At 51.2% G+C, this 13,259-nt stretch carries 12 protein-coding genes; 8 read left to right on the forward strand and 4 right to left on the reverse strand.

Going from position 1 to position 13,259, the window contains the following annotated elements:
• Positions 1 to 57: 57 nt before the first annotated feature.
• Both Q7V06_RS06470 and Q7V06_RS06475 read right to left on the reverse strand, forming a co-directional pair.
• On the reverse strand, positions 58 to 1,260 hold the full coding sequence (locus Q7V06_RS06470; RefSeq protein WP_304839723.1) for an FtsX-like permease family protein: 1,203 nt from the start codon (positions 1,258 to 1,260) through the stop codon (positions 58 to 60).
• A gap of 6 nt (positions 1,261 to 1,266) precedes the next feature.
• Positions 1,267 to 2,502, reverse strand: a complete 1,236-nt coding sequence (locus Q7V06_RS06475; protein ID WP_304839725.1) for a COG1361 S-layer family protein — start codon at positions 2,500 to 2,502, stop codon at positions 1,267 to 1,269.
• Between the two features lie 204 nt (positions 2,503 to 2,706).
• Here Q7V06_RS06475 and Q7V06_RS06480 point away from each other — a divergent pair, with 204 nt between their 5' ends.
• From Q7V06_RS06480 to Q7V06_RS06515, 8 genes are all read left to right on the forward strand, one after another.
• Positions 2,707 to 5,130, forward strand: a complete 2,424-nt coding sequence (locus tag Q7V06_RS06480; RefSeq protein WP_304839727.1) for a PAS domain S-box protein — start codon at positions 2,707 to 2,709, stop codon at positions 5,128 to 5,130.
• A gap of 230 nt (positions 5,131 to 5,360) precedes the next feature.
• Positions 5,361 to 6,167: a molybdate ABC transporter substrate-binding protein gene (gene modA / locus Q7V06_RS06485; RefSeq protein ID WP_304839729.1), complete on the forward strand. Its 807-nt coding sequence runs from the start codon at positions 5,361 to 5,363 to the stop codon at positions 6,165 to 6,167.
• A gap of 30 nt (positions 6,168 to 6,197) precedes the next feature.
• On the forward strand, positions 6,198 to 6,734 hold the full coding sequence (tsaA, locus tag Q7V06_RS06490; RefSeq protein WP_304839732.1) for a tRNA (N6-threonylcarbamoyladenosine(37)-N6)-methyltransferase TrmO: 537 nt from the start codon (positions 6,198 to 6,200) through the stop codon (positions 6,732 to 6,734).
• Positions 6,731 to 7,525 carry an ABC transporter permease gene (locus tag Q7V06_RS06495; RefSeq protein ID WP_304839735.1) on the forward strand — a complete coding sequence of 265 codons (795 nt, stop codon included), beginning with the start codon at positions 6,731 to 6,733 and terminating at the stop codon, positions 7,523 to 7,525. The genes tsaA and Q7V06_RS06495 overlap by 4 nt, the downstream gene beginning before the upstream one ends.
• An 8-nt stretch (positions 7,526 to 7,533) precedes the next feature.
• Positions 7,534 to 8,598, forward strand: coding sequence for a tungstate ABC transporter ATP-binding protein WtpC (gene wtpC, locus Q7V06_RS06500; RefSeq protein ID WP_304839738.1), 1,065 nt, complete (start codon positions 7,534 to 7,536; stop codon positions 8,596 to 8,598).
• Between the two features lie 60 nt (positions 8,599 to 8,658).
• Positions 8,659 to 9,465, forward strand: a complete 807-nt coding sequence (gene thiM, locus Q7V06_RS06505) for a hydroxyethylthiazole kinase (protein WP_304839740.1) — start codon at positions 8,659 to 8,661, stop codon at positions 9,463 to 9,465.
• Positions 9,455 to 10,096 carry a thiamine phosphate synthase gene (thiE, locus tag Q7V06_RS06510; protein WP_304839741.1) on the forward strand — a complete coding sequence of 214 codons (642 nt, stop codon included), beginning with the start codon at positions 9,455 to 9,457 and terminating at the stop codon, positions 10,094 to 10,096. Before thiM ends, thiE begins: the two co-directional genes overlap by 11 nt.
• Positions 10,089 to 11,315 (forward strand): NAD(P)/FAD-dependent oxidoreductase, encoded by a 1,227-nt coding sequence (locus Q7V06_RS06515; protein WP_304839744.1) that lies wholly within the window; start codon positions 10,089 to 10,091, stop codon positions 11,313 to 11,315. The genes thiE and Q7V06_RS06515 overlap by 8 nt, the downstream gene beginning before the upstream one ends.
• A gap of 5 nt (positions 11,316 to 11,320) precedes the next feature.
• On the opposite strand, the gene hxlB is transcribed toward Q7V06_RS06515, so the two are convergent.
• Both hxlB and Q7V06_RS06525 read right to left on the reverse strand, forming a co-directional pair.
• Entirely contained in the window at positions 11,321 to 11,935 is a 615-nt protein-coding gene (gene hxlB, locus Q7V06_RS06520) for a 6-phospho-3-hexuloisomerase (protein WP_304839746.1), read from the reverse strand.
• A 42-nt stretch (positions 11,936 to 11,977) separates the two neighbouring features.
• Positions 11,978 to 13,259, reverse strand: a 1,282-nt coding sequence (locus Q7V06_RS06525) for a sodium-dependent transporter (protein ID WP_370650819.1), incomplete at its 5' end; no start/stop codon positions are given.

Consider the following 13,259-nt stretch of genomic DNA (forward strand, 5'->3'; position numbering starts at 1 on the left):
ACAAACACATCTCCCATCCTGTATGTCTTCTGGAGATCACGAACTTCAATCATTGAATCATCCCCTCATCGCATCCAGGGTATTCTCCCGTGTGATCCGCCATGCAGGCAAAAATCCGGCAAGTGCGGAGGCGGCCGCAAGCCATGCCACATTCTCAAGCATCGTTGCCATCTCAAAGACCGGAACCACGTCACCATCAGGAAACTCAAGCGGGTTTGCCGAGAAGTAGAAGAGCAGGAGATTCACAACCACCATTCCGGCCAGTGAACCAAAGAGCCAGATGAAGAGGACCTGGGCAACATAGCTCCCGATGATGATCCGGTTTGAGATCCCAATCGCCTTCTGGATTCCGATCTGCCGACGCTGGTTGATCGTCTTGATCGTGAAGACGATCCCGATCACCACTATCGCGATGATGAGGCTGACTGCAAGCGAGATACGGTCGATGATTGAGAATGTCTCCATCGAATCGGCGATGATCTGTGTCATCGCCTCCTCCCAGGTCTCAACTCTCTCCTGGACCCCGAATGTAAGGAGCCGCATCTTCACAACCAGGGGATCCTCACCCGACACTGTCCTGACAAGCACCTCGGTTGCCCCGGTATTCCGAGTGCCAAGAACTGTGTTCATCTCCTCCCATGAGATGAATGCCATGTAATCTGCCTGATATGATTTCGTCGAGAAGAGCCCTTTTATACGATATTCCCGGGAGACACCATTTGCATACATCACTGTTATCGAATCGCCGACCGCAACACCACCGAGTGAATCATAGAAGTCAAGTCCAGAATCCTCATGACCAGCGACCAACTGGCCAAGGAGTATTCCATCATCTCCCGGTGAGAGGAAGTCACCTTCAATAACCCGCGTATGGATCCGGGTCACCTCCACCTCATCCCGTGGATTGAAGGCGGTGATCGGAATACTCACCGATGAACCCTTATAGCCAAGTGTCGCACCAAGGGCGTACCGTGCCGAGGCCCGGGAGACACCCGGAACCCGGTTGACCCGTTCAAGGAGTTCATCGACATTCAGTATCGTCCGCTCATCCTGATCGGGTTTGATGACAATATCTGACGTGATGTAGTCAACGGTCTGTTCATGGAAGAGATTCACTGCTCCGCCGATGATCGCCGAGAGGAGGATCATATTTGTAAAGACCATCGCGATGATCAGGATATTTAAGAGAGTACCTATCCTGCCACCCCGGAGGATCGCCCGTGAGGCAAGGAAGAGTGAGACACGGATACCGGAGAGCATCCGAAATCACCCCTGCTTTCTCTGCCTATAGAGATAGTACCCTGCAGCAGCAAACACTATGACAATAAGAAGAGCAAACACCCATCCTTCCGTCCCCTGACCCTTCACCACCAGAGTGATCGGCTGCTCCATCAGATGATCCCCATAATCATCCGAGTACCGGATGGTGAGAGTATAAGGAATATCCCCACCGCCACCCGCATTCAGCCGGAATACTGCAGGGGCATCATTTCCCGGCCTGATTGTCCCGATGAATGCCTCCCGGCCTCCTGATAGCGGGATGTCAATGACAGCCGACACTGAAGTCGCCCTTCCGGTCCCGGTATTTTCAAGCCTGATGATCAGATCAAATTGCGTGTTTGCAGTGATGGTGGATGGATCTGTCTTTACCGAGGAGACCGCGATTGTTGAAGAACCCCGCACATCCACTGCACATACAGCCATCTCCTGATGCAGAGAGCCGTCGGGGAGCCGGTACTTCAGATTGATCGGAAGGTCGTAGAGGCCGGGATCGATCTCTCTCCCCACCCGGAAGGAGAGCGGGATCACCATGATGGTACCTGGTGCAAGGACCTGATATGATGAGATGACAGGACCAATCGCTGCTATTGCCCGGTCCCCTGTCCCGACAGAGACGGTGAGATCGTCTGCCCGGGTCTGCCCGATATTCACCACCGAGATCTCTGTCTGAAATGTCTCCCCTGGCTTCACAAAAGGGAGTTCTTCCTGAGACACCTGAATAATCGGAGTCTTCATCGAATAGATCGGCATATTCACGTTCACAGGAATCGGGTAGATGACGCTCTCACCCCCCCGAACCCGAACCCGGAGTCTTGGGAAGTAGATGCCATTCTTCTCAGGAGCCCTGATGAGGAAGGTGAGATCAACCGACTGACCGGGGCCGATAACCCCGGTGAATGCCGAATTCCCTTCCACCACCATAATATCACCCCTGCCGTCAAGAAAGACACTCTCGATCACCAGATGCACATCAGCACTCTCAGATGATGTTACACTATAGACCGATGACAGGATCGTCGAATCGGTCTTCACCGAGGTCGTTGCCGCATTCATGATCGTGACAGAGATGAGTGCATACTCTCCCGGCATCACAACAGCCGGGACAACCGTATGATCGGTGATGATGACTGAGGGTCCGGCTGCCTGGGCAGCCCCTGTGAAGAATGCAAAGAGCAGGAACAGAACGGTACAGGTACGCAAGAGTGATGATACACAGGACATGAGATGGAACCTCCGGTTATTAGAAGAAAACACCCATTATTATATAATATGCACTCTTCACCCCATGAACCCGGTGAAGCCTTTTATGCAATTTCATACCTTTATACCGCAATTACACCATTATTTTTTTAATAGGGGGTTATGATATTGATTAGCGGATAGATCCATTTAAATTCATAAGAGATCTTATATCCAGATTACCTTATGTCCGATCCGGCAGAGAACAACCCAATTCGCATCCTCTATATAGACGACGAAACGGCACTCCTTGATCTGACAAAGCTCTTTCTTGAGAAGACAGGAGACTTTATTGTCGATATCCTTGACAACTCCCTGCGGGCACCGGATCTGATCCTGAATGGAATCCATGATGCCATCATCTCAGATTACCAGATGCCGGCAAAAGACGGAATCACACTTTTAAAAGAGATAAGAGCCTTAGGATCGACAAAACCCTTCATCATCTTCACCGGAAAAGGGCGTGAGGAGGTGGTTATCGAGGCGCTGAACAGTGGTGCGGATTATTATATCCAGAAGGGCGGCAACCCACGCGCCCAGTTTGCAGAACTTTCGCATAAGATCCGGCTTGCTGTCAATTCCCGCAGGGCAGAGAGAAAGATTGCAGAGAACCTTGATGAACTGAATGCCGCATATGAACAACTCACCGCAACCGAAGAGGAGCTGAGAGCAAGTTATGACGATCTTGCCGAAAGAGAGCAGGATATCAGACGGAGCGAGAGAAGACTCTCTGACATAATAAACTTCCTCCCAGATGCCACATTTGCGATCGACTCTGAGGGGAAGGTGATTGCATGGAACAGGGCAATCGAGGAGATGACCGGGATCGGTGCGGACGACGTGGTCGGAAGAGGAGAGTATGAATATTCCCACCTCTTCTATGGCGAACGGAGACCGGTCCTCATCGATTATGTCCTCAAAGGCAATTTTGACGAGGCAGACGAGCACTATACCGACATCAGAAGGAAAGGGGAGAGTTTCATCACCGAAACACGGTCAGCCTCGACACAGGGGGATAAGAGGGTGCTCTGGGCAACCGCATCACGGTTCTATGATGAAGAGGGGAGGGTCACTGGTGCAATCGAATCGATCCGTGATGTAACGGAGCAGCGGCTGCATGAAGACGAACTTCTTGACGCACATGAAGAGCTGACAGTACAGGAGGAAGAACTGCGCCAGCAGCTGGATGAGACCTCTGCTGCCCAGGAGAATCTCAGGAAGAGCGAGGAGAGGTACAGAGCAATTTTCGAGAGTACCGGCTCTCCCGTTGCCATATTTGATCAGAATCTGATAATTACAAAGGTAAATACCCTCTTCGAAGAGCTCTCCGGATATACAGCAGATGAGATTGAAGGGAAGATGAAACCCCTGAGCTTCATTCATCCCGACGATAGTGAAAGGATAATCGGCTATCACCGGGCACGCCGTCAGGGAGGGGATGTTCCACGACAGTACCAGTTCAGGTTCATCAGGCGAAACGGTGAGGAGCGGATCATACTCATCTCAATCGGGTTGCTTGTTGGGGAGAACGCCTCCATCACCTCTCTCATTGACATCACCGACTTAAAACAGGCTGAAGGGGAGATCATAATCCGTGAGAAGATACTCTCAAAGGTGATGGAGATCCTTCCTGTCGGTCTCTGGATTGCAGATTCAGAGGGAAACCTCATCACAGGAAATCCCGCAGGTGTTGCCATCTGGGGGGCTGAACCGCATGTAGGTATCGAAGAGTATGGAGTATTCCGCGCCCGAAGGCTCCCATCAGGTGAAGAGATTGCACCTGACGACTGGGCTCTTGCCCGAAGTATACGTGAAAGAGTCACCATCACCGACGAGCTCCTTGAGATCGATTCTTTTGACGGTCAGAAACGTCTTATCTACAACTATACCGCACCGGTCATCCTTGATGACGGAAGATTACATGGTGCAATCGTCGTCAACCGTGATGTCACCGAAGAGAAGATGGCAGAAGAGACTCTCAGACTCTTCAACAGAAAACTCCGCCTCCTCTCAGGAGTCACCCGCCACGACATCCAGAACCAGCTGGTCGCCAGCCTCGGATATCTCGAACTCATCTCGGAACAGAATGATGACGAGAAGATCGCTACGTACCTGCAGAAGGTTACCGGCTCCGTCGGAACAATACAGAGATCGATTTCGTTCATGAAGGAGTATGAGAAGATCGGTGTCTCTGATGCAGAGTGGCAGAAGATCACAGCAATAGTCGAGCCCCTTGCACAGTCAGGCATCCCGATTAACAACAACTGCCCTCCCGGGATGATCCTTGCAGACCGGCTCCTTCCAAAAGTCTTCTCAAACCTGATGGACAACACCATCCGGCATGGGGAGACAGCAACGTCGGTCACCCTATCGTTCAGAGAGGTGAATGGCACAGAACAGATCATCTGGGAGGACGATGGATGCGGGGTCCCCGATGAGATGAAAGAGCGGATATTTGAACGTAAAGTGGGGAAGAATAACGGTTATGGCCTATTTCTGGCACATGAGATCCTTGCCATCTCCGGGATCAAAATCCATGAAGAGGGCATATTTGGCAGAGGAGCACGGTTTGTGATCACGGTTCCTGTAGGCAGATGGATGATTGGATAGATTGATCCACTCTACACTCCACTTCGTATTCACTACTATCGATTCTTATCAATAAACGACGTAACAAACGCCATCACCATCCTCACGATCTATCCATCTTCTCTCGTGATTTTTTTTCATCATTCTTCGCGCGGAAGCTTATTAAAGTAAAATTAATTAATTTGACAAATCCATAAAAATTAACTGCATGAACACATATATTTATCGTAGCCGATCCGCCACCTTTCTCTATGAACTTTAAAAGTGGCTTTATTTTGGTAATGCTGTTGGTAACAGCATTTATTTGTATTTCCGGATGCACCGGTACAACAACCGCGGGTGAAGAGAATACACAACCTGACTCACTGCTCGTCTACTGCGGAGCAGGGATGCGTGAACCGATGGACGACATCGCAATAGCATTTGAAGAGAAGACAGGCGTGGCAATTCATTACAACTATGGCGGATCAAACACGCTCCTCTCACAAATGGAGCTGACGAAGCAGGGAGATGCATACATGCCAGGTGCAACATCGTATATTGATACCGCCCGTGAAAAGGGGTTCATTGACACCGAAGCAAATGTTGTCTACCACGTTCCGATCATCATTGTTCCCAAAGGGAACCCGGCAGGAATCACTTCCCTTGAAGATCTTGCAAAACCAGGTATCAAAGTCGAGCTCGGAGACGCAGAAGCCGCAGCAATCGGTACTCTCTCTGACAGCCTCCTGAAGAAGAACGGTATTCTGGATGAAGTGCTGGCAAACACCATTGCACGCACTGCGACCGTGAACGAACTTATTGTGCACACCGCCCTCAGGCAGACAGATGCTGCGATTATCTTTGAAGACCTCTTTGAGAGTGAAAAACTGGACAGGATCGATATACCAAAGGAACAGAATATCGTGAAAGTTGTCCCGATTGGCAGCCTTACCTTCTCTGAATACCCGGAGACTGCAAGAGAGTTCGTCAATTTTGTCGCTTCAGATGAAGCAAAAGCGATCTTTACTGCACATGGGTTCGTCACATACCCTGACCCTTATTATGGGGAGATCTAACAACACTATTTTTCAAGGGTGATTTTACAGATGAATGAACAGTACAACACTATCAAAGCTATAGAGATCTGTTACCACCCAATAGGTCTCATCCATTCAGAATTTACAATTCAGGAGGAAACTCCAATACAGGGAATATTCAATGAATCAATCGGCACAGTAGAGGTCTTTTCAGAATATGCCGAGGGTCTGCAGGAGATCGAATCGTTTTCACATATCATTCTCCTCTATCACTTTCACCGTGCACAGGGCGGACCTCTGCTCCAGAAACCATTTCTTGATGTTGAAAAAGCACGTGGAATCTTTGCCATCAGACACTTCAACAGACCAAATCCCCTTGGCATCTCAATAGTCCGGCTCCTTTCAGTCGAAGGAAATATTCTAACCATTAAAGGCGTGGACATTCTGGACAAAACCCCCCTCATTGATATCAAACCCTATGTCTTTCAGTTTGACAACAGAAATGAAGTCTCAAGTGGATGGGTTGATGACCAGCACTTTGATGGCATCGCAGAATGGAACAGCACTCCAAAAGCACTGAGGGATCGAAAGAGGATCAATTTATGAAGAGTAGGGTCAAATCCCCACTCAGGGTTGCCACAATTGCCATAGGTGTAGGGCTTGCTCTCTTCATTGTCCTCCTGCTGCTTCTGATTATGAGCCATCCCACTCTTGAGGGGATGTTAAACTCACTCCAGTCGCCGGAGATCCATTTTGCAATATACCTGAGCCTGCTTACATCGTTTATCTCAACGGGACTCTGCATCTTAATCGGCGTTCCTTCAGCCTATGCACTGGCGCGATATGATTTTCCCGGGAAGCATGTGGTAAACACCATTCTCGACATGCCACTTGCCCTTCCCCCTCTTGTTGCAGGTGTCGGACTGCTGCTCTTCTTTGGAACAACACCCGTTGGCGAGGCGCTTGCCATGGCAGGGCTTGTCTTTGTCTTCACTCCACTCGGCATTATTGTAGCACAATTCTTTGTGAATGTCCCGTTTATGCTCCGCATTATGCGTTCAACATTTGAAGGGATCAGCCCTCGTTATGAGTACGTGGCCAAAACACTCGGCTGCAATGACACGCAGGCACTCTGGAGGGTTACGCTTCCCATGGCAGCCAATGGTTTCCTTGCCGGATCGGTCATCACCTGGGCAAAAGGCATCGGCGAGTTCGGTGCTGCATTGATGCTTGCGGGGGCAACCCGTATGTCAACTGAAACATTGCCAATCTCGCTTTTCCTGAATATGTCATGCGGAAAACTGGATCTTGCCATCTCAGCAGCAACGATTTTGATCTTCATGAGCCTTCTTTCGCTCTATATCTTCGAACGGTACGGCGGATTCGCCAGATTATAGGGGGTTGGATGTTACAGATACAGAATATATCCAAGGATATGGGAGAATTCTTCCTGGATCATGCCTCTCTTGAGATATCCAAAGGAGAATACATCGTGATCATCGGACCAACCGGAGCAGGCAAGACAATACTTCTTGAAACTGTTGCAGGCATTTATGAGCCTGATGGCGGCTCGATTCATCTGGATGGGAATGATATTACCTATGCACCTCCGAAGGACCGGAATATCACGATGGTGTATCAGGATTACATGCTCTTCCCCCATCTCACCATCAGAAAAAACATCGCCTTTGGCCTGAGATCAAAGAAAATTCAGGTTGGGGAGATAAACAAGGCGGTTGAGAAATATGCAGGCATGCTCCATATTGCTCACCTTCTCCACCGCTATCCTGATACACTCTCCGGAGGAGAGCAGCAGCGGGCTGCTATCGCTCGTGCGATGGTAATGAATCCCTGGGCACTCCTGCTGGATGAACCACTCAGTGCACTGGATGCAAAAACACGGGAAAATCTCCGGAGAGAGTTAAAAAGTCTTCACGACATCACAAAGACGACGATTATTCATATCACCCATAACTTTGAAGAGGTATTTGATCTCGCCGATCGTGTTGCCATTATGAATGAAGGTAAAATAATTCAGGTGGGCACACCTGACGAGATCTTCAGAAAACCAAAGAACCATTTTGTAGCAGAATTTGTCGGTGCTACAAATATATTCAAAGGCACCTCAACAGCTGAGAACGGAATTGTTCATATATCAATCGATAATTTCATTGTCAGAGCTCATTCTGAAGTAGAAGGAAACGTGTACATCTCTGTCCGTCCAGAAGAAATTCTGATCTCAACTGAACCTCTTGCATCACCCATACGAAACGCTTTTCCGGGAAAGATCTGTGATATACGCCATTGCGGCGCGATGATCAGGCTTATAGTCGATGTTGGGGTGACGTTAGTCGTCGCGCTTACAAGACAGGGTTTTGAGGAGGCGAAACTGGGTATCGGGGATTCTGTATATATTGCGTTTAAAGCAACATCAGTTCATGTCTTCCCTGGAAAAAGCACAAAGGAATAAAGCCGAGACAGGGTCTTCGGAACATCTCACTTTTCTCTCCTCAGGGATAATAATGATCAGATGAATCAGTATGCAGCTGCACTTCTTGGAGAGGTCAGATCCAGCCGACCTCTCATTCACCATATCACCAATACCGTCACGATCAATGACTGTGCAAACATCACCCTCTCTGTTGGTGCCGCTCCTGTGATGGCAGGCGCAATCGAAGAAGCGGCTGAGATGGCCATGATTGCGGGTGCTCTTGTCTTAAATATCGGCACACTCACACCGAATCAGGTGGATGCGATGATCGCAGCAGGTAAAGCCGCCAATACACGCGGTATTCCGGTGATCCTTGATCCGGTCGGCGTCGGGGCAACAAGACTCCGGACAGAGAGTGCCGAGCGTATCTTAAACGAATGTACAGTCACAATCCTGAAAGGGAACGCAGGCGAGATCGGGGTTCTTGCCGGGAGCGGGGGGACTGTCCGGGGGGTCGACTCAGGGGGATGTACAGGCGACCCGGCCGAGGTCGCTCTCAGGTGTGCAAAACGATGGAGTACTGTTGTTGCAATGACCGCTGAAACGGACATCGTCACCGGAAGAGACGAAGTGTACCTGATCAAAAACGGGCACCCGATGATGGAGCGCCTCTCCGGAACCGGATGCATGGCCGCATCTGTTGTCGGCGCATGTGCCGCCGTCGGAGATGACTCCGGGCGATCAGCTGCTGCTGCACTTGCCATCTTCGGGCTTGCCGGGGAAAGAGCGGGGAGAGCGGCTTCTGGCCCCTACTCATTCAGAACTGCACTCTTTGATGAGCTATCATCACTGACACCCGAGCACCTCGCAAAAGATGCTCAAGTGGAGGTCCTGCGTGGCATATGATCTGTACGTTATAACCGACGAGAAGATCGGTCTTGGTCGATCGCATTCGGAGCTTGCAGAACTGGCGCTCCTCGGTGGAGCGGATTGCATACAGCTTCGGGATAAGGAGATCTCCGGATCTGCTCTCTATAGAACGGCATCTCTGATCCGGTCTCTCACCGAAGATGCCAATGCACTCTTCATCATGAATGATGACCTCGACATCGCCCTCGCAAGCGGAGCAGACGGCGTACACCTCGGTCAGAATGACCTCCCTGTTCCAGAGGCAAGGAAGATGGTTCCAGGAGATTTTATCATCGGTGTATCGGTCGGATCGGTTGAAGAGGCGATCAGGGCAGAGAGAGCAGGTGCCGATTACCTCGCTTTGAGCCCGACATTTTCGACTACATCCAAAGATGATGCAGGGGATGGACATGGACTCGTCACCCTGGGAGAGATCGCTTCGGCCACCCGTCTTCCGGTCATCGCGATCGGGGGGATAACCAGATATAATCTCAGATCGGTCATTGCTGCCGGAGCAGAGGGTGTAGCGGTCATATCTGCGGTCGTCGGAGAAAGGGATGTTACACGGGCCGCAGCAGAACTGAAAGCGCTGATCCTCGCTGCGAAGAGGGATGAGACGAATGTCTGATACGGTTGTTGCAATCATCGGAGGTGGACCGGCAGGCCTCTTCTGCGCACTACATGCCGTATCAAAGGAGAGGCGGACGATCCTCTTTGAGAAGAAGATGCAGCCGGGCAGAAAGCTTCTGATCACCGGGTCAGGGCGGTGCAACCTCACGCATGGCGGCGATATCCGCGGCTTCTTCGGACACTATGGGGATAACGGAGCATTCCTCAAACCGGCACTCAGAGGATTTACCAACCGGGATCTGATCGCATTCTTTGAAGAGCGGGGATGCCCGGTCATCACCGACGAGAACGAGAAGATATTCCCGGCATCCGACAGAGCAGATGATATCCTCTCAATTCTCACCAGCACCTGCCGGGAAAACGGTGTGCTCATCAGATCCGGGAGTCAGGTTCTTGCGGTTGAGCGATCAGGAGATGCATTTCTGATCAGAACAGACGGACAGGAATTCAGAGCAGATATCCTCGTCATCGCAACAGGTGGAGCATCATACCCATCCACCGGATCAACAGGTGACGGGTACCTTTTCGCAGAAGCACTCGGCCATAGAATAGAAGAAGTCGGATCTGCACTCGCTCCGATATACCCTGAGAAGTATCCCTTCACTGATCTCGCGGGCATCTCTTTTGATGGTGTCACCGTCTCGGTGAGGAGAGATGGAAAAGTTGTCAGAAAGGTGACCGGTGACCTGCTCTTCACCCATAGTGGCCTCTCAGGGCCGGTGATCCTCCACGCATCCCGGTTCGTCAGCCCAGGCGATACCCTCTCTGTCGCATTTCTTCCACAAAAGGAGCGTGAAGAGATCAATGCACTTCTCACCGAGGGATCGGCAACATCTGGGAAGAGGCTTGTGAAGACCGTCCTATCAACGGTTCCTGTTCCTGCACGGTTCATCCAGCGCCTCCTCAGTACAGCAGGAGTTGCAGAGGACTGCACCGCAGCCCACCTTACTAAGGAGGAGAGAAATGAGATCCTCCGTCTCCTCACCGACTGGACATTTCCGATCAGGCGTGTCGGCGGGTTTGAAGAGGCGATGGCAACCCGTGGCGGGGTTGCCCTTGATGAGGTACATCCAAAGACGATGGAGTCAAAGCGTATCAAAAACCTCTATTTCATCGGGGAGGTCCTCGATATCGATGGAGATACCGGGGGATACAACCTTCAGGCGGCTTTCTCGACTGCCTTTTCGGCAGCGAGATCAATCAGGGAGAAGAACTGAAATCCTTACTGCATATTTGAGAAGCGCCGTCTGATCTCCTCCGGGTCAAGATGACGTGCAGCCATCAGAGCAGAAATCACCGCATCCGAGAAGGCGAGGGCCGCCATCTCAAAGAGTGCACCCCTCCCGATCGGAACAGATACCGACCTGTACTGACCGGTGATCTGCCGGAGTTCATACTCCTGCGGGCTGTCACGGTTATCTCCGGAGGACTCTCCGATATCGATGATATAATCCGCGAGTTCTCCTGCCCGGGATTTTGGATACGCCGTGATGAGACAGATCCATCCACCAAGATCATGCACCATATCACAGGCATTCACAATCGAGTTTGTCTCCCCGGAGCCGGAGAAGACAACGAGCATATCCTCAGATTCAAATGCCGGTGTTATCGTCTCACCGATGACATATGATGAGAAACCAAGGTGCATCAGCCGCATTGCAAAGGCCTTTGCAACAAGACCGGATCTCCCGGCACCCGTCACATAGATCCTCCTGCCTGAGAGGATCAGGGAGATGAGCTCTCCTGCATCCTCCTGATTCATCCGCTCTGCCACCCGGATGATCATCTCCGCTGTCTGAAGCATATATCCCGTTATCTCGTCGCTTTCGTCAGCCATCAGTGATCAGAAGTAGATCATTCTTCTGTATCAGTATATCGGTCAGCCACGAAGCAGGTTCAGCCCAAGTACGAGTATAATCACCACCAGTACCGGAGGTATCAGATACCGGCAGATCTTCAGGATGAGATGAGGAACCGGCCCTTTCATTCCTCCCTTCTCCCGTAAAAGAACCGGGTCAAGAAGCCAGGCGAATGCAATTGCCGTTAAGAGTGCAGTCAGGGGAAGACCAAAGGATCCGGCTGTCTCATCAAGGAGATCGAGAACCGGGATACCTGCCACCTGAAGGTTCAATGCCGAGTAGCTGAGAGCTGAAGGAAGACCAACAAGGATCACAGCGCCGGTGAGGAGGAGACTCGCCTTCCTTCGCGAAAACCCCTGTCGTGCAACAAGTGAGGCAAGCGGCATCTCCATCATCGAGACGGTTGCGGTTAAGGCCGAGAAGAAGAGGAGGAGGAAGAAAGAGAACCCAATCCATGCACCAAACGTGATCATCGAGAAAGCTTCCGGGAGTATCGTGAAGGTGAGTTCAGCACCCATCGACGGAGAAAGACCGAAGGTGAAGACGATCGGAAAGATGATCAGGCCGGAGAGGATCGCAACAGACACATCTGCTATCGTGATATACACAGCAGATCTGGCGATCGGAACAGATCGTCTCAGGTACGATCCATAGGTGAGGAGGATACCTGTGCCAACCGAGAGCGAGAAGAACGCCTGTCCAAATGCCGCCCCCCAGATCGCAGGATCGGTCAGCACCGAGAAGTCCGGGGTGAGGAAGAAGGAGAGCCCTTCAGCAAAGCCGGGCAGGGTCGCTGCATAGATGGCAAGCCCGATGAGGATGACAAAACTGAGTGGAATAAGCAGGCGTGTCACCCGTTCGATCCCCTCCTTCACACCAAGAGCTACCACACCGCCGGTCAGAAGAGCGGAGATGATGAAGAAGAGGACCGGCAGATAACCCGCGGTGAACGAGGTAAACCGCCCTTCGGTTCCAAGAAGTGAGAAGAGAACAAACGCAAGCGTCCACCCGGTGATGACGAGATAATAACTCAGAACAACAAAACCGACCGCAACCAACAGCCAGCCGACCTTTGAGAAATAGCGGTGTACCGTCTCAAAAGCGGTGACAACATCCGCAGCAAGTGCCCGCCCAGCCTTGATCTCAAGGATCATCAGAGGAAGGGCAATTAAAAGAACCGCAAGGAGAAAAGGGATGAGATATGCTCCACCCCCGTTCTGACCGACAACGGTTGAGAACCGCCAGATGTTGCCGAGTCCGACTGCGGCACCGATCGATGCCAGGATGAACCCGATCCCGGAC

It is taken from the genome of Methanocalculus sp. (genome assembly GCF_030651615.1).
In the GTDB taxonomy this organism is placed as follows: domain Archaea; phylum Halobacteriota; class Methanomicrobia; order Methanomicrobiales; family Methanocorpusculaceae; genus Methanocalculus.

What these genes read in the sequence shown, in the direction of transcription:
- Q7V06_RS06470 (WP_304839723.1), bottom strand. Translation starts at nt 1,260, where the DNA reads ATGCTCTCCGGTATCCGTGTCTCACTCTTCCTTGCCTCACGGGCGATC.
- Q7V06_RS06475 (WP_304839725.1), bottom strand. Translation starts at nt 2,502, where the DNA reads ATGTCCTGTGTATCATCACTCTTGCGTACCTGTACCGTTCTGTTCCTG.
- Q7V06_RS06480 (WP_304839727.1), top strand. Translation starts at nt 2,707, where the DNA reads ATGTCCGATCCGGCAGAGAACAACCCAATTCGCATCCTCTATATAGAC.
- modA (WP_304839729.1), top strand. Translation starts at nt 5,361, where the DNA reads ATGAACTTTAAAAGTGGCTTTATTTTGGTAATGCTGTTGGTAACAGCA.
- tsaA (WP_304839732.1), top strand. Translation starts at nt 6,198, where the DNA reads ATGAATGAACAGTACAACACTATCAAAGCTATAGAGATCTGTTACCAC.
- Q7V06_RS06495 (WP_304839735.1), top strand. Translation starts at nt 6,731, where the DNA reads ATGAAGAGTAGGGTCAAATCCCCACTCAGGGTTGCCACAATTGCCATA.
- wtpC (WP_304839738.1), top strand. Translation starts at nt 7,534, where the DNA reads ATGTTACAGATACAGAATATATCCAAGGATATGGGAGAATTCTTCCTG.
- thiM (WP_304839740.1), top strand. Translation starts at nt 8,659, where the DNA reads ATGAATCAGTATGCAGCTGCACTTCTTGGAGAGGTCAGATCCAGCCGA.
- Q7V06_RS06515 (WP_304839744.1), top strand. Translation starts at nt 10,089, where the DNA reads ATGTCTGATACGGTTGTTGCAATCATCGGAGGTGGACCGGCAGGCCTC.
- hxlB (WP_304839746.1), bottom strand. Translation starts at nt 11,935, where the DNA reads ATGGCTGACGAAAGCGACGAGATAACGGGATATATGCTTCAGACAGCG.